The organism is Bacillus sp. IBL03825 (genome assembly GCF_024712505.1).
Taxonomy (GTDB): domain Bacteria; phylum Bacillota; class Bacilli; order Bacillales; family Bacillaceae_G; genus Bacillus_A; species Bacillus_A wiedmannii.
Window position 1 is genome coordinate 4957389 of record NZ_JAMXKE010000001.1, and the last position, 19492, is coordinate 4976880.

Consider the following 19492-nt stretch of genomic DNA (forward strand, 5'->3'; position numbering starts at 1 on the left):
TTTAAGACAGTGCGTTCTCTACAAATAACGAGAATAATGAACAAAAAAAATTATATTAACAATTCCCTCTCACTCTTTTTATCATTTACTACAACAAAAAAGACGAGCATCGATTTTATCTCGACGCTCGCCTTTTCATTACACTGCTTTTTCTTTATCCGTTACCGTTGGCTTATCCCAACACTCTGTATTCGTTAAACCAGGAATAGAATCTGCACTGAAGACTGGATCTTTCCCTTGTTTCTTTTGCCTTACATAGTCTGCCAAAGCAGCATATGCAAATCGGCCAAGAAGCGTAATCGCAATTAAGTTTGTGATTACCATTAGTCCCATAAATAAATCCGCCATATTCCATACAACTTGAAGTGTAGCAACAGAACCGAATAATACCATTGCAACCACCGCAATACGGTAAATTGTTAACCAAGTTTTACTTTGTTTAATGAATTCAATATTCGTTTCACCATAATAGTAGTTTCCTAGAAGTGAACTAAATGCAAATAAGAAAATAATAATCGCTAAGAAGCTACTTGCCCACGAACCGATTTGTGAACTTAACGCCACTTGCGTTAATTCAATACCTTCTAAATTCGTTGCCTTATATGCACCAGAACATAGTACGATAAATGCTGTTGATGTACATACTAAAAATGTATCTACTAATACTCCAATTGTTTGAATAAATCCTTGTTTCGCTGGATGTGTTACATCCGCTGTTGCTGCCGCATTCGGCGCACTACCCATACCTGCTTCATTCGCAAATAATCCGCGCTGAATACCATATTTCATCGCAGCACCAATACCGCCACCTACAGCTGAATCTAAACCAAATGCACCTTTAAAGATTTCTGTAAACATGTCCGGTATTAAATAATAATTTTTAATAACAACGAAAACTGCTACTGCAATATAAATAAGTGCCATTGGTGGAACGATCATTTCCGACATACGCGCAATACTTTTCACACCGCCAAAAATAATAACTGCCACTAATGCAGCTAATGCAATCCCAACAATGTAACGCTCAATACCAAATGCATTTTTAAATGCTAAAGTAACTGTATTCGCTTGTACGGAGTTAAAAATTAAACCGTAACTAATTGTAATTAGAATAGAGAACCAAATCCCCATCCAGCGTTTATTTAAACCTTTTTCCATATAATAAGCAGGACCACCACGGAAGCCACTGCCATCTTTTATTTTATAAATTTGCGCAAGCGTACTTTCCACGAAACTTGAAGACGCTCCGACAATCGCAATAACCCACATCCAAAATACCGCTCCAGGTCCTCCCATAGAAATAGCTAACGCTACACCGGCTAAGTTCCCGATTCCAATACGAGCTGCTGAACTCATACAGAACGCTTGGAAAGAAGATACACTACCTTTTTTACGCGTCTTTCCAGTTAATCCATCACTCATTAGTCGAACCATTTCTCCTAAATGAGTAATTTGTACGAATTTCAATTTAATAGAAAAATAAAGACCTAAACCAATTAACATTGCAATAAGAATATATGACCAAAGAATTGTATTCGTTGATGAAACAAATTGCTCTAAAATATTCATACAATTAACCCCTCCTTTTCTCCATAAAACGAATTATATTTAAAAAACATTTAAAAATCAACATTTTTCGACAATTTGCAATTTCCAAATATTAGCCAGACACGAAGTAACAATATCTTTATGACTCTCCTCCCTCTAACTGTGCATACTAAAATAAAAAGTAAATCTACAAACTATCCCATTGACAAAAACACCAACCTGTAACTATAATGATTACATCAGGTTGTAACAAACCTTATTACAACAAATTCATTTACTTTCAGATATACACTTTAACAAAACACTTTGGAGGGATTTATTATGAAAATCGGAATCATCGGAGCAACTGGTAAAGCAGGAAGTCGTATTTTAAAAGAAGCATTAGATCGCGGACATGAAGTAACTGCAATCGTAAGAAACGCTGCAAAAATTACAGAAGAAAATATAAAAGTTTTAGAGAAAGATGTATTCGCTCTTACATCTAATGACCTACAAGCATTTGATGTAGTTGTAAATGCATTCGGCGCTCCAGCAGGAGAAGAACATCTTCACGTAGATGCAGGAAACGTACTAATTGAAGCTATGAAAGGTGCACCTAACACAAAATTACTTGTAGTTGGCGGCGCTGGAAGCTTATTTGTAGACGAAGAGAAAACAACGCGTGTATTTGATACGCCAGGTTTCCCAAATGAATACCTTGCAACAGCTCAAAACCAAGGTAAAAACTTAGAAATTCTGCAACAAACAAACGATATTACTTGGACATTCATCAGTCCTTCTGCACTATTCGCATTAGGAAAACGTACTGGTTCTTATACAGCTGGACAAGACAATCTTCTTGTTAACGCAAAAGGTGATAGCTACGTAAGTTACGAAGACTTCGCAGTTGCAGCACTTGATGAAATCGAAAATCCAAAACACGTAAACGAACGCTTCACAGTAGTTTCTGAAACTGAGTAATAAAAAAAGCTCGTAAAACATAATGTTTTACGAGCTTTTTCTTATTATTGCACTTGTTCTAAGCCATTTGGAGTAATCTTGAAGGAAATTTCTTTAAACTTTTTCTTATCTCCTTTTCCTACTAACTCACTATTTTTATACCAAATTAAACGACCTGATTCGGCATGATACACTTTCACTACATCTCCATACTGGAATGAAGTTCCATTTACTTGCTCAGCAAAATTCTTTGAAGTTTCTTGTCCTTCTGCTGTTACATGTTTTTTCCCCATTCCGTTTTGATCATATAGCGTAATTCCCATATATAATTCATTCTTAAAGTAGCTATGAATTTGTTCATTTGTATACGTCACATGTAGTTTCTTATCGTCATGATTTACCGTTACAATAGAACGGATAACGTCACTAAGCCCTTGGTATACAAAACTGTCTCCATACTTTACTTCTAATGCTACTTCTGTTACTTGCTTATTTCCAAAACGATCTTTCGTTTCTACTTTCACTGTTTGCTGACCAATTTTTGTCGTATCTGGTTTCCCTACAAAACCTACCACTTCTCCATCTTTCACTTCAACAAACTTCTTCGCGTCTAGCGTTTCGCTGTTTGTTCCAATTACTACTTTTTGTGGATTTGCTTTTACTGTCTGCTCGCCGTCTAATCTTTCAAATCCATTTTCAGTGATTTTGAAGACTAATTCCTTTATCTCTTTACTTTTTCCTTCGCCCACATATACATCTTTTTGATACCAATGTAAACGAGAAGATTCCGCATGATATACTTTCACTACATCTCCATACTCAAATGCAAGCCCATTCACTTCCTTAGCAAATGCTTGCGTATTCTCTAAACCTTTTACCGCTATATGTTTCTTCACTGTTCCTTCTTTATCGTACAATGTGAATTCAAAATACTTTTCATCTTTAAAGTAATCATGAATCAGGTTCTTTGTATGTGTCGCACTCAGTTTTTTCGTATCATGATGCAAAGTTACAATTGATTTCATATCGTCGGCACCATAACTTAATCCATATACAAGTAGGCTATCTCCATATGTTACTGTTAGAGGAACTTCTGTCACTTGCTTATTTCCAAACATATCTTTCGTTTCTACTTTCACTTGTTGTTCACCGATTTTTGTTGTATTTGGTTTTTCTACAAATCCAACTACTTCTCCATCTTTCACGTCAACAAAGTTTTTTGCGTCTAACTTCTCAATATCTGTTCCTACTACTACTTGTTGCGGTTTCGCTGTTACTTCTTGCAACATATCCATTCTCTCAAAGCCTTTTTCTGTCACTTTGAAGAATAGTTCTTTTGCCCCTTTTTTCTCACCTTGACCAGTAAGGGTATTATTTTGATACCATTTCAAACGATCCGGTTCTGCGTGGAATACTTTTACTACATCTCCATACTCGAATTGCATACCATTCACTTGCTTCGCAAAGTTCTCTGATGTTTCTTGTCCCTCTGCTGTTACATGTTTTTTCTCTTTTCCATCTCGATCGTATAACGTGATACCCATGTATAACTCTTTATTAAAATACTCATGAATCTCGCTATCCATATCAGTCACATGGAATTTCTTCTCTTCGTGCTTTAAAGTTACAATTGAAGCAATATCATCGCCATATCCTGCGTATACAATACTATCTCCATAAACCACTTCTACAGGTACCTCTGTCACTTGCTTATTCCCAAAACGATCTTTCGTTTCTACTTTTACTGTTTGCTTTCCGATCTTCGTTGTATCAGGATTCTCCACAAACCCGACTACTTCTCCTTCTTTTACCTCAACAAAGTTTTTCACATCTAACTGGGCAATGTCCGTTCCGACTACTACCATTTGTGATCGTGCCGTTACTTCTTGCAAACCATCTTTTAATTCAAAGCCTTGCGGAGTAATTTTAAAGAATTTCTCTTTTTTATTTTTAGCTTTCCCTTGATCTACAAGTTCGTTATTTCGGTACCATTTTAAACGACTCGGTTCTGCATGGAATACTTTTACTACATCACCATATTCAAAATTCAATCCATTTAGTTCCATCGCAAATCGTTTTCCACTTTCTTGCCCTTCTGCTGATACACTTTTCTTTTCAATCCCATTTTGATCATATGCTGTTAAACCTATATATTTTTCTTTATCAAAAAGGTAATGTATTTCATTACTAATAAAAGCGACATGTAATTTTTTTTCATTGTGACGAAGCTCCACTGTCGACATTACATCATTTGAAATTCCTTGAAAAATCATACTGTCACCATAAACAGCATTGACTGGAACAGTAATTAAATTTTCATTCCCTTTTTCATCCTCAATTTCTACTAACACTTCCTGTTTTCCACTCTCTAATTTAGACCATATAATCTTACCTGTTACTTTTACATTCTCACCTAAATTTTGAACAAGTTTACCCGCTTGCTCTTCATCAAAATTGGTACCAACTACAAGGTTTTGTACCTCATTAGCAGGTTCACCATACGGAACTTTATACGGTTCAACTTGCTTCTCGCGAATATCATTACTATCTGTAGCTTTCCATATTTCTTTTTCTAATTTAGGTAAATTTAATTTTTCTATTTTTTCTCTAGTCTCATCACTTGGAGTTAATCCCCATTCTTTAAAGAAAGGAACTAAATTTTGTCCTGCCACTTTTGATGTCATATAAACAAACATTTGCTTTTTCTCTTCATCAGAAGTAGGCAATTCCTCCTTAGGTAACATACGATAAGCTTGATGCAGTCTCGGATAAAAATGTTCTCCGTAAACAACATTTAATTGCCAAAACATTGTAAGAGGATCAAATTCATCAATTATTCTTTCTTCTATAGGTTTCTCTAAGTACTCAAATGACTTTTTATAGTGCCCATCCATTTCTAATTCATTTCCTAATGCTTTTTGCACCATTAAAGAATAAATATTGACTGTTACTTCTCCAATAGCATCCCAATCCCAAGGACTTTGCTGATGTAGATGTCCAACTTCATGCCATGGTCCCCAGCCATCCTTTTCAAGCACTTCTATATCTAAAACTCTATTCATTGCGCTTGGAATATATCCTGTATGATAATTTGTTGCAAACATAAAATCATCTTCAGCAGGCTTCCGTTTTTCAACAAACTGAACATAATGAATTGGAGATTTCGCGAGTCCAATTCCATCCTCTGATAAACCAGCTACTGCATTTTCTATTCGAATAATCTTATCATGCAATTTCATTAACTCTATCGGGCTTGTGTTTTTCATAAACTTTTGTATAGAGCTCGGACTAGCAGTAACTAAACTCCGCTCACCTTTTAATTCAACCGCATAAGGATCTTTATATTTCTTTAACATTTCATCCCAATCTTTTTTCGTATGCTTACCTAAAATAAACAAAGGAAAATGGCTACCACCCTTCGTAACTGAAGCAGTTACCTCACCTTCGTTATTCATATTGTAAAAATATAAAATACCACCTCTTGGCGATGAAATAACGTTTTTTCCAGGTTTTAAATCAAATTTTTCAGGTGCCTCTTCATCATAAGATCTCGTTCCTATGAAAGCTTGAATAGACTGTGTTCCTTTTATTTCAACTGTAATTTTTTCATTTGCCGCTGCATAAATTCCAGTCGGTTCATTAACAGAAAGATCAAAAGTTACTTTTAATCGTTCTGTTTCCTTGTCTATATCCCCTTTTCCAGGTACCTGGAACGTCCTTTGCTCAAATTTGTTCTCTTCCAAATTCCCACCTTTAACCTCTTCTAAAGGTGCTGCATATCCTTTCGATGCTTCGAAAGCTACTGGCGATAATAATGTAGATATACATATTCCAGCTACTAATACCCTACTCGTCTTTTTCTTCGACATAATCTGTGTCCCCTATTCCTTTATTTAGAGAAACTATCCTATATATTCATTTAATAAGACATCCTATTATTTTTATAAAAACATTTAACGAATAGACTAACACCTCGCACACCTGTATCAATTACTACCGCATTCCTCTCAATGTATTCGCTTTCTTACATTATAAAATTTTTATGTACTGTATCCCCCTCACTTCTCTCTACTTGTGACGAGTTCTCTCTACATAAAAAGAGAATAGTAAAAGATATATTTCAGTATTGTCATCTATACATCTAAAATTGTGAATAATAATAGAATCTTACATTTTCTTCATATATGACCATCAATAGGTAGTTTTTCCAACTGAATTTTACACGCTTTCTACTTTGTTTGATAGCCTTTCCAATCAGAATAATGTTACGATTTTGTGAATACAATCTATTAATTGTAATGTTTGAATTTTGGTATATTTATATTATTTCTAAATAGAGTTCAAACTGTATAAACAGTAATTTTATCCCGCATTTAATTTTTTTAATATAATTTTATCAGTCATATAAAAAAGCACTGGCACAAGCCAATGCTTTTTCATTATCTCTTTTGATTCGGTTTATGTGGTTCATTTGGAGTATGTGGTTCATTTGGAGTATGTGGTTTATTATTATCATGACCATTTGTTGTTTTCCAACTTACCGATAACTCCGGACTTGTTTTTTCTTCACTACGCTCAAGTAATACAACTGCATTTTGAATAGTCGGTGTCCCTTTATGTGCAATCCCTTGTAACTTTGTTAAATTCCCTAATACTTTAAAGCTAAACCCACCAGCTGGTGTTTGTTTCGGAATTAAGATGCGGAACTTTTCTCCTACATTAAATTCCGTTTTTGCTTCGCCCTTTTCATTTACAAATTTCGCGCCTTCTGGTGCACCTGTTGCTTGCACTTTATATGTTCCGCTTTTCGCATTTGTTTCTACTGTATATAAACCTGTTTCAAAGAAATCATTTTTCAACACTGCTTGTTGCTCTTCTGACGGCACGACACTCATCGTAATTTCTTGTAATTCTTCACTAGCGCTTGCCTTTGCAACAATATCTTTCGTTACCTTTTCTACATTTTTATTTCGAAAATCTAAATCATTAATATCAATTTGTTTTAACGCATTCCATACTGCAAGCTGCGTTGCATAATGCGCTTCTCTCCAATCAGAAACACCTAATTCTTGTGGGCTCTTTTGTGGATATCCATTTAATAGTACACGATACACATTAATATCCACTTTCCCCATTTCCGGTAAATCTTGACCGCTTGGAGATTTCAAATCTACATTTAAGCAAAAGGCAATTTTACCATCTGCTGTTTTAATAAGCTCTGTTCGAATTGGTTTCTTCTTTGACTTACTATAACTCCAATCCATTTCATACTTTGTATGATCCATAACTTCCGCGAATGCTTGTTGAAGTGGAAATAATAAGTTCGCAAAAACAAATAAAACACTCAAAAAAGCGGCCATTAGCTTGAAAGATCTTTTTATATTCATGTTTACAACCCCTTATGAAATAACAAATTTTCTTCTGTTTATTATTTAGTTAGAAACTTTTTTTATGCATAAACAAAACAAAAAAAGAGTGCAAACTGTTTGCACTCTTTCTCTCCACTATAAGTTTAGAAATCAAAGTTATCAGGATCTGGACCAATACGATGATTTTCATTTAACGCATCGATTTTCTCCATATCTTCTTTCGTTAATTCAAAGTTAAACACATCAGCGTTTGCAATGATACGGTGTTCTTTCGTTGATTTCGGAATTGTGATTACTCCATTTTGAAGATCCCAACGTAAAATAACTTGAGCTGTCGTTTTACCGTGTTTCTCAGCAATTGCTTGTAATGTTTCGTTATCTAACAATTGACCTTGCATTAATGGTGACCATGCTTCCATTTGAATACCTTGTTCTTTACAGAAAGCTTGTAATTCTTTTTGTGTCAAACGAGGGTGGTATTCTACTTGGTTAATCATTGGCTTGATTTCCGCATCTTTCATTACATCTTGTAAGTGATGAACTTGGAAGTTACTTACGCCAATTGCACGTACGCGTTCTTCTTTATAAAGTGTTTCTAATGCTCTCCACGTATCTTTGTATTTCCCTTCTACAGGCCAATGAACAAGATATAAGTCTAAATAATCTAGCTCTAATTTTTTTAAGCTCTCTTCATATGCAGCAAGTGTCGTTTCATATCCTTGATCTGCATTCCACACTTTTGAAGTAATAAATAAATCTTCTCGAGAAATCCCTGCTTCTTTTATACCAGCACGAATTCCTTCTCCTACAGCTTTCTCGTTTCCATAAATCGCAGCTGTATCGATACTGCGGTATCCTGCTTTAATCGCCGATTTTACAGCTTCTACAAGTTCTGGTCCATCTTCTACTTTAAATACACCTAAACCGAACCAAGGCATTTCTACACCGTTATGCAATGTTGTTGTACTTTGTAAATTTTTCATTATATTTTCTCTCCCTTATTTCACTTGATCTCTTTTTTCTAATGTCATACTCCACGCTGTTAAAATAACAGCACCTACTACCATAATGCCTCCTACCCAGGCCGTATGAATTAACCCTAACGAGTTCGTTACAATACCGCCCAAGTAAGCACCAAGAGCAATTCCTGCGTTAAATGCTGCAATGTTAATCGCTGATGCCACATCAACAGCACTTGGAACAAATCTCTCAGCCAAGATAACGACATACACTTGTAGCCCTGGAACATTCATAAACGCAAATAGTCCCATAAAAATAATTGTGATGAGTCCAGCGACTTTAAATGGCGCTGTAAATGTTAAAACAAATAATACAATTGCTTGAATAAAGAACATGTAAAATAATGCTCGAATCGGATTATGATTTGATAATTTCCCGCCAACCATATTCCCAATCGCAATTACAATTCCGTACACTAACAAAATAATTGTAACGGTACTTGATTTAAATCCTGTTACTTCTTGTAATAGCGGAGATAAATACGTAAATGTTACGAATGTCCCCCCGTACCCTAATGCAGTAATAGTAAATACAAGTAATAGTCTTCCATTCGTAATCAGTTTGAATTGATCACGAAATGATACGGATGTACCTTTTTTCAAGTTAGACGGAATCAGCATACTGTTAGCGATTAAGGCAACGATTCCAATTGCCACAATTACCATAAACGATGCTCTCCAACCAAATTGTTGACCGATAAATGTTCCAATCGGTACACCTGTAATGGTCGCAACAGTTAAACCAGTAAACATAAATGCAATTGCACTTGCACGTTTATTCTCTGGTACAAGCGCAGCCGCAATTGTGGATCCTATCGACATAAAAACACCATGCGCAAACGCAGATACAACCCTCGCGATAAGTAACACAGTAAAACTTGTTGCCACTGCCGCAATTCCATTACCAATAATGAAAATAATCATAATCCACATTAATAACGTCTTTCGCGACATACTAGCTGTTAACGACGTTAATACTGGGGCACCAAACGCTACTCCTAATGCATATAAAGAAACGGTTAAACCCGCTGTTGTAACAGAAACATGTAAATCCTCTGAAATAGATGGTAATAAACCGACACTAATAAATTCGGTTGTACCAATTCCAAACGCACTAATTGCTAGTGCTAATAAAGCAAACATACTTCTTCGATTCGTCTGTACCGCTGAAGAAGATACTGTATATGAATTCAATTGAACTCCTCCTTAATGCGAGAAATCCAATCATAATAGTGTGATAAAAAGGCCTTTTTATCTTCTACAAACATAACTTTACTGCTGATATATGCTATTATGAATGGCTTCACTCTTTTTTTGAAGAACGCACTTTAAAGTACGATAGGTACCAAAAAGTAACATAGGCACTTTTTAGTACCGTACTACTCATTTCCCTCTTACATATGCTATTATGGAACATATTCAACATGATAAAAAGTACGTACTTTAAAGTGCTATAGGTACTTTTTAGTAACATTTAAATTATTTAGCTTCTTTTGTTGGAGAACTGAAATCTATATTCATCAAAGGAGATTTTTTATATGAAGAAATATAATATTCCCGTTGAAGCGACTTTAGAGGTTATCGGCGGAAAATGGAAAGTCGTTATTCTTTGCCACTTAACGAAAGGTACAAAGAGAACGAGTGAATTAAAACGTCTCATGCCTGGTATTACACAAAAGATGTTAACACAGCAATTACGCGAATTAGAAGAAGACGGAGTTATTCAAAGAAAGGTATACAATCAAGTACCACCGAAAGTAGAATATTCTCTTACAGACTACGGTTGGTCTTTAGAATCCATTCTCGATTCTCTTTGTACTTGGGGCGAATGCCACCTTGAAAAAAGCGGTAACACATCGATGCTAATTACAGAAGGTGAACAATAAAAAAAGGAAAAAATGAACATAAATTTGTCCATTTTTTCCTTTTTTTATTTATATATACGTACATTTCCTACCTTATCAAAATAATTTATGCGCTTTCACGCCTTGTCAGTACTACGTTATACGCTTAATATCAAATAATTAGGAATCATTTTTATGTTAACATAGGTGTATATAGTATATAATATAGGATATATATTATATACACTTTCCGATAAAGGAACTTTTCATTATGCGGACAAGCCATGTATCGGACAGTTCATAAATAATAGGTAGGACATTATGGTTTTGGATTTATGATTTCAGCTTACTTGCTGGCATAAATTTAAAGGCATTTTATTGTGCTTTGTGAAACTTTGTATAAAGTTTCGCAAACGTTTACTATCTTACCTATCAAAAATAAGAGTATTGCTATCGTAAAGGAGAATTGGAGATGCCAGAAACTATGACTCAAACAAAGCCAGAACAAGAAACTGTACAAATTTCTGCTAGCCAAGGACAACTTGATGTACTTGATCAGTTGTTAAAACCTGAGGTACAAGAATCATTAACAACACTAGTAGAACAGCTTCCAAAATTAACTGAGCTTGTTAATATTTTAACTAAGTCTTATGACTTCGCTCAAACTGTTGCTACTGATGAAGTATTAAAAAGCGACACTGTTAGTGCAATCACAGAGCTTGTAGAACCTGTAAAAGATACAGTGAAAGGCATGGCTGCAACTGCTATCGAAGCGAAAGATCGTGCTGACGAAAGCAACGAAGTTATCGGCCTGTTCGGTCTATTAAAATTACTAAAAGACCCACAAGCACAAAAAATGTTCCGCTTTGTGAACGCATACCTTCAAATTAGTGCAGAACGTAACAATAAATAATTTAACTTATAACAACAATTAGTAAAGACGGGGGATATCATACTATGTCAAAACAAATTGTCATCTTAGGCGCTGGTTATGGCGGTCTTCTTGCCGCTTTAAACGTACGTAAATATTACAGCAAATCAGAAGCACAAGTTACAGTGATTAACCAATACTCAACACACCAAATCATCACTGAACTACACCGCCTTGCAGCTGGTAACGTTGCTGAGCAAGCAATTGCAATGCCACTTACAAAGCTTTTCAAAGGTAAAGACATCGATCTTAAAATCGCAACAGTTGAGTCATTCTCAGTTGATAGGAAAGAAATTAAACTAGCTGGTGGCACTACTTTATCTTACGATGCACTTGTAGTTGCTTTAGGAAGTAAAACTGCTTACTTCGGTATTCCAGGACTAGAAGAAAACAGCATGGTATTAAAATCTGCTGCTGATGCAAACAAAATCTACAAACACGTTGAAGACCGTATTCGTGAATACGCAAAAACGAAAAACGAAGCTGATGCTACAATCGTAATCGGTGGTGGCGGATTAACTGGCGTTGAGCTAGTTGGTGAGCTTGCTGACATTATGCCTAAACTTGCAAAAAGCCACGGCGTAAATCCAAAAGAAGTTAAACTTCTTCTTGTTGAAGCAGGTCCAAAAATCCTTCCAGTATTACCAGACCACTTAATCGAACGTGCAACTACTAGCCTAGAAGCACGCGGTGTTACATTCTTAACAGGTCTTCCTGTAACAAACGTTGCTGGCAATGAAATTGACTTAAAAGACGGTCAAAAACTTGTTGCTAACACATTCGTTTGGACAGGCGGCGTACAAGGTAACCCATTAATCGGTGAATCAGGTCTTGAAGTAAACCGTGGACGTGCAACAGTTGATGCATACCTACAATCTACTTCTCACAAAGACGTATTCGTTGCTGGAGACAGCGCTGTTGTCTTCGCTCCAGACGGACGTCCATACCCACCAACTGCACAAATCGCTTGGCAAATGGGTGAGTTAATTGGATACAACTTATACGCAGCACTAGAAGGCAAAGCATTCGAAGAGTTCGCACCTGTAAACTCTGGAACACTTGCTAGTCTAGGACGTAAAGATGCTGTTGCTACAATTGGAGCAAGCAATACTCCACTTAAAGGCTTACCAGCATCATTAATGAAAGAAGCAAGTAACGTTCGTTACTTATCACACATTAAAGGTCTATTCAGCTTAGCTTACTAATCTGAATATAAGCCCGAATCATGCCCTGCATGGTTCGGGCTATTTTTATCCGTAATTTTCTCTAGCTTATATATTCGGCAGCAGAATCATATAACCCTTTCAATTATCTAAATTTACTGATAATTTTATGTCCAAATTGTGTATACGAAAAGATGGAAGTATTCTTCCTACCCCCATCCTTTCACACAAACTACTCTCCTAACTTCACAAGGCTGTAGTTCTTCTTCCCTTTACGAATAATAATAAATCGTCCATCAAATGAATTTTCTACAGTAACATCTGTCCCCACATCCGTTACTTTTTCACCATTCATAGAAATAGCTCCATTATTAATATCTTCGCGTGCTTGTCGTCTAGATGGTTCAATCCCTAAATCAACTAGCCATTCTACGATGTTTTTCGTCTCTTTTGAAGACTGGAATGTTGGCATCTCTTTAAAACCTTGCTCAATTTCATCAGCTGTTAACGATTTAATATCTCCGCTAAATAACGCTGCTGTAATCTTCTCAGCTTGCAGTAGTGCCTCTGCTCCATGAACGAATTTCGTCATTTCTTCCGCTAATACTTTTTGCGCTTCACGTTTATGAGGCTCTGTTTCTACCTTCACTGCCAATTCATCAATGCGCTCTTTCGTTAAGAACGTAAAGTATTTCAAGTATTTCACTACATCACGGTCATCTGTATTCACCCAGAACTGGTAAAATTCAAATGGTGTTGTTTTTTCAGGATCAAGCCAAACCGCACCACCTGCAGATTTACCAAACTTCGTACCATCTGATTTCAATAATAATGGAATCGTTAATCCGAATACCTTCGCTTCGTGCCCTTCTAACTTACGAATTAAATCTAAACCACTCGTAATATTTCCCCATTGGTCACTACCACCAATTTGCAGTTGAACATCTTCTTTCGTGTATAAATGATGGAAGTCCATCGCTTGCAAAATTTGGTACGTAAATTCTGTGAAAGAAATACCTGTATCTAAACGACTGGCTACAATGTCCTTCGCTAACATGCTATTAATGCTAAAGTTCTTCCCGTAATCACGTAAAAACTCAATAATGTTTATTTCATGTGTCCAGTCGTAGTTATTTACCATCTTCACTTCGCTATTTCCGCCAAAATCAAATAGCTTTTTCATTTGCGCTGTTAACGCATCCACATTATGCTGAACTACTTCTAACGTTTGAAGTTGACGTTCTGATTGACGTCCGCTCGGATCACCAATTGTTCCTGTTGCCCCACCAATTAAAATAACTGGATGATGGCCAGCTAACTGGAATCTCTTCATCATCATAAACGGAATCAAATGTCCAATATGCATACTATCACCAGTCGGATCAACTCCGCAGTATAGTGAAATCTTTTTCTCTTCTACTAGCTTACGTAAACCTTCTTCGTCCGTCTGTTGATTAATGGCACCGCGCCATTCTAATTCATCAATAATATTCATCTTTTTCATCCCTTCTATTTTTTTGAAAACAAAAAGTCCCTATGTCTATGACATAGGGACGATTATTCACCGTGTTACCACCCAGTTTGTATAAATAGCATAGCTACTCATACCACTCTTAGCAATAATATCGATTGCCAATCCGCTTAGCATTACCTAAGATACTCCAGAGTGTAATTCGCAAGTTTGTTTGTGCTAGGTTCCAGCAACCCCTAGCTCTCTCGTTAACAGTGACAAACTGCTACTGGGCTCTTTCAACGTATATTATTTGTTAAATTATTAGCCATTATATTGAATTAAAAACAAATTGTCAACAATACCCAAATGTTATTTTAAAATAATTCACATTTTCATACGGATTTCGTTACTCTTTATCTTCTCCAATAATCCTTACTTCTCGCTCTAACTTCACGCCAAATTTCTCTTCAACGGTCTTTTGTACAAAATGGATTAAATCAATGTAATCTTGTGCTGTTCCGTTATCAACATTCACCATAAATCCAGCGTGTTTTAAAGAAACTTCCACTCCGCCAATTCGCTTACCTTGTAGACCTGATTCTTGAATCAATTTACCAGCAAAGTTATTTGGTGGGCGCTTAAATACACTACCACATGAAGGGTATTCTAAAGGCTGTTTTGATTCACGTTTAAACGTTAAATCATCCATTTTTTCTTTAATTTCTTCACGCACACCTTCTTGAAGCTCAAATCTCGCTTCAAGAATAATGTAATGGTTGTTTGCAAATACACTCTTACGATATCCAAATTCAAATGCTTCTTTCGTTAAAGTACGTAGCTCTCCATCACCTGTCATTACGACAGCTTCTGTTAATACAAACGATACTTCACCGCCGTAAGCACCAGCATTCATATATAATGCTCCGCCAACTGAACCTGGAATACCACAAGCAAACTCAAGACCCGTTAAATTATGATCTAATGCAATACGTGATACATCAATAATTGCTGCACCACACTGTGCTACAATCGTCGTTCCTGTTACAGTCACACCTGTAATGTGAATTAAACTTACTATAATCCCGCGAATTCCACCGTCTTTAATAATGACATTCGATCCATTTCCTAAAAACGTAACTGGAATATTATATTCGTTAGCATATTTGATAACTTCTTGAATTTCATCATAATTCGTCGGCGCAACGAACACATCTGCTTTTCCACCAACTTTAATATGTGTATGATTCTTTAACATTTCATCTTGTTTCACATGACCTTCAGGCAATACCGTACTTAAATATTCATAAACCTCTTGCATATTCATTTTACGATTCCTCTATTTCTATATTCTTTTTATCCCGTTATACGGGCCCATAATATCCCCACATACATGAACGAACCTAAAGTGGTGGATACAGTGTACCCAAAATCAATTCGAGACACCTATAAACCTCTTAATTTATAAGAGGTGCCACTCATATTAAAATATATATTGCATAATAAAGCAACCCAAATGGGCTACTAAACTTGACATGTCATCAGAAAGACAACAATTTGTAAAATATATTACTTTTTCAAAACACTATCCTTCAGTATCTTACTATACCATACGAAAATAAAGTGGTATTTTTTTGTAACCTTTACTTTATTTTCATCAATAAAAAAGATGCTTTTACATAGGTAAAAGCATCTTTTTTATTACTTATTATAATTTACTTTTCGTTCTCTTCTTTTTCCTGATCAAACCATAATAGCTCATCGTCATCAACTTCACCATTATAATTGATTAGAATCTCTTCTCCCGCTTTTATATCTTTGTAAGCAAAGAAGTTAAACGTATGATTCTCGAAGACAATATCATACGTTGCATTCGGATTATATGCATGATTAAATAACATGCCGTATCCTAAAAGGAATGCCGTATGATTTACCCCATACTCAAATGCGTAGTCAGCAAGTAACGTTTTCTCAATGTGTTCATGCTGTTCATTCGGATAAGAGATAACTGGTGCTGAGTGAATCAACTCACCCTTTTTAATATCACGAGTTGCAAATACCCCTCTATTAAATTCTCCATCACTAAGTTCAGAAGTCTTAACTTCGATCATATGCGTCACCTATATAATTCTTTCTTTGAAGTATTTTATTCCGCTATTTGCGGGGTTCAACTAATAATCAGTAGCGTATAGCCCCACTAATTAAAGTCTCAGTTTATCTCCTTAAGCTTGGCAGAAAACGCGCAGAAAAGCAATTAAATTACTATTAAGTATTCGTTTAAATGAAAAAAGAGCACATATGGTGTGCCCTTTTCAAGAGATATTACTTTTCTAAAATATCTTCTAGTAACTTCACTTGCTCGCTAACAGTATGTAACGTCTTCACCGATATATCATTTCGATGTTTTTCTTCTTCCACACTTGCTAACACTTCTTCCGTAGCCGCAGAAGTTTGCTGAATTACATTAGAAGCATGTGTAACATCCTTTACGATATTCGTCGTTTTAACCTGCAAGTTTTCTTGATGACCAACAATCTCTCTCATTACATCATTAATTGCATCAATAAACTTCCCTAAATCCGTTACATTTGTTAAAACACTTGCTAGCATTTCATTACATTCTTCTTGTACTTTTTCTGATTTCTCTACCTGCACTTCCACTTTACTTGCTTGATTACTAAACTCCTTCAAAATACCTTGAATTCTCCCCGCAGAACGATTCGATTCTTCGGCAAGCTTTAATACTTCATTCGCTACAATAGCAAATCCTTTTCCATGCTCTCCTGCTCTTGCAGCTTCTATATTTGCATTTAAAGCTAGCAAACTCGTCTGACTTGAAATATTCGTTATTACATCTACAATTTCGTTAATTTGCTTCGACTGCATCATTAAATCTCTAAATATAATTCCTGATTGTGAAACAACATCATTTAAACTTCTCATATTCGCTTCAAAATTTCGTAAAGTATGTACACTACCCTTTGAAATCTCTAAACTTTCATCAACACGAATCGATGCACCTCTTACTTGAGAAATGATTTGTTCAATATTTCCTTCCATATCATTCAATACTTCTACTGAACGATGCATCATCTCTGATTGTGATTGAGTACCAACTGCCACCTCTTCAAAAGCAAAATTAATTTCACTCATCGACTCCATCGATGTATTCATATTTTGTCTTAAATGATTGAAATTACTATCTAGTTTCACAACAGTTTCCTCAATAAGTCTTTGAGTCTCTTCTAGCTCCTGAGCTTTCCTCATCACTTCTTGCTTCTCATCACTTAAACGAGCTAGCAGATTAGAGCCAATCTTCGTTACGCCCCACATAGCGATCGTTACGATTGCTAACAAGCTTGCGAAGTTTGCAGCTTCAGATGCCGCTGTATAAGCAAAAAATTGCTCCGGCCAATAACTACAAAGAATAAATGTGATAACAACCGCCACTCCGCCGAGAATGATAACGAGACGTTCACTTAAATAAATAAGTGAAACTGCTAGTGTAAAGTAGATCATTTGAAACACAGCCGGACTTTCGTTAAAAGCTTGTACCATAATGAAAGACATAATAAGCAACATAAATGTCATGATATATTTATACATCGCTTCCATGCTTTCTATAAAAGTAAGAAGCGTTCCAAATACAACAACTGAAATGCCACAAACCCAAAATGCTATTGCTCTCTCTGTAAAAATATATCCGTAATACCCAATCGCGATTATTCCAAGAAAGAAACTACAAATCGTAATGAACAGCAATAAATGATTTTTCTGTGATTCTTTCTCAAGGTTAGAAAAACAAGTTCTCTTTAACCACTCCATATATGAAGCCCCACCTTCTACTTATACATATCGATTACTTCAGCTTAAATACCGCACTTACTGGGTTATGATCGCTATTTTCAAACTTTAAATCTTTCCCTTGTACATTTACAATTTCCACATTCGGTGAAACGATAAAACCATCAATAATCGTGACGAAGTTTTCACCCTCCACATATTTCTTCACATCATCTCTCACCGTCATAACAGACGGATCTACAGCCCACTTAAAGCCACCATCAGTAAAGTCCTTTGGTAACTCTACTAACCACTCTGGGCGCTCTTTCACAAACTTCGGATCACTTAACTGAGCGTTCGAAAGTAATTGATTCCAATCTCCGCCCATTATTACGTAATCACCATTTTCATAATGCTTGTTCATATATTCTTTTAAAAACTCTACTTGCTGTTTTCTAATTTTCCCGCCTTCATCATACGCAGACAAATGTAAATTTACGAGTCTCACAAACTTCCCATTATTAACAGGTATTTTATGCTCAACAATCGCTCGATCTAAATCAAACAAACGCTTTGGCCAAGGCTCCATTCCAGGAAGTTGGAACCTCTGCGCTGTTTGGACTGTATATTTAGAAAACGTACTTAGTCCAGCCTCCGCATATCCCATTGGACTTGTAATTGGTACAGGGACCCATTTTGTATCATAGTTCTTTCCGAACGACGAAGCATAATCAGGTAATCCTTTTTTCAAAAATTCATGTCCATTTACATCAAAAGATCGCAGTGATTTTATATCAACCTCTTGTAATAACGTAAAATCACTATTCTCATTTTGTAAAAACGAAAGCATATTCTTTAAATTCGTTTCCGTTTGCTCTTTACTACTTGAACCAGATCTCTTTCCACCATCCATAAAGAAGTCTTGATCCTTATCTAATCCAGCATAGCCAATATTAAATGTTGTAACTTTAAATTCATTTCCAAGCGCTAACACGCGTTCCTTATTATTCTCCACCTTCAAACTTATAACATTAGCCGGCTGTTCTTTTGTAAGTGTCATATACGCTAAAAAACCACCTACAACTCCCAATCCTACTAAAATACATATAAGTACTATTTTTAATAATTTTTTCAAACGAACGACTCCTTTTCTAAAACTACCAATTTTACTTTTCTTTATTTTCAGTCAACTAAAAACAAATGACAGACATAAGAAACATTTTATCACATCAAAAACCTTATATCACTATATTTAGTTTATAAACAGAAGTTCCCTATCTTAAAGCATCACATACATACAAAACAGCTCCACTTCTTCACTGGAAATTCTACGCAATTTTTAGTACACTATATGTAATAATTATAGGCGATGGAGTTCGCCATAACTGCTGCTTAGCTAATGACTCCTACCAGTATAACTACTGGTAGGAGTCTATTTTTTTGAGC

The 19492-nt window shown here is 35.7% G+C and carries 14 protein-coding genes, 1 riboswitch and 1 other annotated feature; of the genes, 4 read left to right on the forward strand and 10 right to left on the reverse strand.

Annotated elements, in window-relative coordinates:
• Nucleotides 1-138: 138 nt before the first annotated feature.
• On the reverse strand, nt 139-1569 hold the full coding sequence (locus tag NHG49_RS25705) for an alanine/glycine:cation symporter family protein (protein WP_064476242.1): 1431 nt from the start codon (nt 1567-1569) through the stop codon (nt 139-141).
• Between the two features lie 300 nt (nt 1570-1869).
• On the opposite strand from NHG49_RS25705, the gene NHG49_RS25710 reads away from it, so the two are divergent.
• A complete protein-coding gene (locus NHG49_RS25710; RefSeq protein WP_258126665.1) occupies nt 1870-2508 on the forward strand; it encodes an NAD(P)-dependent oxidoreductase in 639 nt (212 codons plus the stop codon).
• Nucleotides 2509-2552: 44 nt separating this feature from the next.
• Here the strand turns inward: NHG49_RS25710 and NHG49_RS25715 are convergent, their stop codons facing one another.
• From NHG49_RS25715 to NHG49_RS25730, 4 genes are all read right to left on the reverse strand, one after another.
• On the reverse strand, nt 2553-6356 hold the full coding sequence (locus tag NHG49_RS25715; RefSeq protein WP_258126666.1) for a putative mucin/carbohydrate-binding domain-containing protein: 3804 nt from the start codon (nt 6354-6356) through the stop codon (nt 2553-2555).
• Between the two features lie 570 nt (nt 6357-6926).
• Entirely contained in the window at nt 6927-7874 is a 948-nt protein-coding gene (locus tag NHG49_RS25720; protein WP_258126667.1) for a thioester domain-containing protein, read from the reverse strand.
• Nucleotides 7875-7999: 125 nt separating this feature from the next.
• Complete coding sequence (locus tag NHG49_RS25725) at nt 8000-8839, reverse strand: aldo/keto reductase (RefSeq protein ID WP_374987922.1); 840 nt, start codon at nt 8837-8839, stop codon at nt 8000-8002.
• A gap of 15 nt (nt 8840-8854) precedes the next feature.
• A complete protein-coding gene (locus tag NHG49_RS25730) occupies nt 8855-10018 on the reverse strand; it encodes an MFS transporter (protein WP_258126893.1) in 1164 nt (387 codons plus the stop codon).
• A gap of 395 nt (nt 10019-10413) precedes the next feature.
• Between NHG49_RS25730 and NHG49_RS25735 the strand changes: the two genes are divergently transcribed.
• The 3 genes from NHG49_RS25735 (at nt 10414) to NHG49_RS25745 (ending at nt 12855) form a co-directional block, all read left to right on the forward strand.
• Nucleotides 10414-10761, forward strand: a complete 348-nt coding sequence (locus NHG49_RS25735; protein WP_000760478.1) for a winged helix-turn-helix transcriptional regulator — start codon at nt 10414-10416, stop codon at nt 10759-10761.
• 430 nt (nt 10762-11191) lie between these two features.
• The gene (locus NHG49_RS25740) at nt 11192-11632 is read left to right on the forward strand and encodes a DUF1641 domain-containing protein (RefSeq protein WP_001115312.1); all 441 of its coding nucleotides are present in this window, start codon (nt 11192-11194) and stop codon (nt 11630-11632) included.
• A gap of 44 nt (nt 11633-11676) precedes the next feature.
• Nucleotides 11677-12855: an NAD(P)/FAD-dependent oxidoreductase gene (locus NHG49_RS25745; RefSeq protein WP_258126668.1), complete on the forward strand. Its 1179-nt coding sequence runs from the start codon at nt 11677-11679 to the stop codon at nt 12853-12855.
• Nucleotides 12856-13045: 190 nt separating this feature from the next.
• Here NHG49_RS25745 and tyrS read toward each other — a convergent pair whose 3' ends face one another.
• From tyrS to NHG49_RS25770, 5 genes are all read right to left on the reverse strand, one after another.
• On the reverse strand, nt 13046-14308 hold the full coding sequence (gene tyrS / locus NHG49_RS25750) for a tyrosine--tRNA ligase (protein ID WP_258126670.1): 1263 nt from the start codon (nt 14306-14308) through the stop codon (nt 13046-13048).
• A gap of 51 nt (nt 14309-14359) precedes the next feature.
• Nucleotides 14360-14575, reverse strand: a binding site (T-box leader).
• 97 nt (nt 14576-14672) lie between these two features.
• Complete coding sequence (murB, locus tag NHG49_RS25755) at nt 14673-15590, reverse strand: UDP-N-acetylmuramate dehydrogenase (protein ID WP_064476236.1); 918 nt, start codon at nt 15588-15590, stop codon at nt 14673-14675.
• Nucleotides 15591-15978: 388 nt separating this feature from the next.
• Entirely contained in the window at nt 15979-16374 is a 396-nt protein-coding gene (locus NHG49_RS25760) for an SET domain-containing protein (RefSeq protein ID WP_258126672.1), read from the reverse strand.
• 211 nt (nt 16375-16585) lie between these two features.
• Nucleotides 16586-18088, reverse strand: a complete 1503-nt coding sequence (locus tag NHG49_RS25765) for a DUF4077 domain-containing protein (protein WP_064476235.1) — start codon at nt 18086-18088, stop codon at nt 16586-16588.
• A 34-nt stretch (nt 18089-18122) separates the two neighbouring features.
• Entirely contained in the window at nt 18123-19181 is a 1059-nt protein-coding gene (locus NHG49_RS25770; protein ID WP_000734839.1) for an endonuclease/exonuclease/phosphatase family protein, read from the reverse strand.
• 221 nt (nt 19182-19402) lie between these two features.
• A riboswitch (Fluoride riboswitch) is annotated at nt 19403-19462 on the forward strand.
• Nucleotides 19463-19492 lie beyond the last annotated feature (30 nt).

What these genes read in the sequence shown, in the direction of transcription:
- NHG49_RS25705 (WP_064476242.1), bottom strand. Translation starts at nt 1,569, where the DNA reads ATGAATATTTTAGAGCAATTTGTTTCATCAACGAATACAATTCTTTGG.
- NHG49_RS25710 (WP_258126665.1), top strand. Translation starts at nt 1,870, where the DNA reads ATGAAAATCGGAATCATCGGAGCAACTGGTAAAGCAGGAAGTCGTATT.
- NHG49_RS25715 (WP_258126666.1), bottom strand. Translation starts at nt 6,356, where the DNA reads ATGTCGAAGAAAAAGACGAGTAGGGTATTAGTAGCTGGAATATGTATA.
- NHG49_RS25720 (WP_258126667.1), bottom strand. Translation starts at nt 7,874, where the DNA reads ATGAATATAAAAAGATCTTTCAAGCTAATGGCCGCTTTTTTGAGTGTT.
- NHG49_RS25725 (WP_374987922.1), bottom strand. Translation starts at nt 8,839, where the DNA reads ATGAAAAATTTACAAAGTACAACAACATTGCATAACGGTGTAGAAATG.
- NHG49_RS25730 (WP_258126893.1), bottom strand. Translation starts at nt 10,018, where the DNA reads ATGTTTGCTTTATTAGCACTAGCAATTAGTGCGTTTGGAATTGGTACA.
- NHG49_RS25735 (WP_000760478.1), top strand. Translation starts at nt 10,414, where the DNA reads ATGAAGAAATATAATATTCCCGTTGAAGCGACTTTAGAGGTTATCGGC.
- NHG49_RS25740 (WP_001115312.1), top strand. Translation starts at nt 11,192, where the DNA reads ATGCCAGAAACTATGACTCAAACAAAGCCAGAACAAGAAACTGTACAA.
- NHG49_RS25745 (WP_258126668.1), top strand. Translation starts at nt 11,677, where the DNA reads ATGTCAAAACAAATTGTCATCTTAGGCGCTGGTTATGGCGGTCTTCTT.
- tyrS (WP_258126670.1), bottom strand. Translation starts at nt 14,308, where the DNA reads ATGAATATTATTGATGAATTAGAATGGCGCGGTGCCATTAATCAACAG.
- murB (WP_064476236.1), bottom strand. Translation starts at nt 15,590, where the DNA reads ATGAATATGCAAGAGGTTTATGAATATTTAAGTACGGTATTGCCTGAA.
- NHG49_RS25760 (WP_258126672.1), bottom strand. Translation starts at nt 16,374, where the DNA reads ATGATCGAAGTTAAGACTTCTGAACTTAGTGATGGAGAATTTAATAGA.
- NHG49_RS25765 (WP_064476235.1), bottom strand. Translation starts at nt 18,088, where the DNA reads ATGGAGTGGTTAAAGAGAACTTGTTTTTCTAACCTTGAGAAAGAATCA.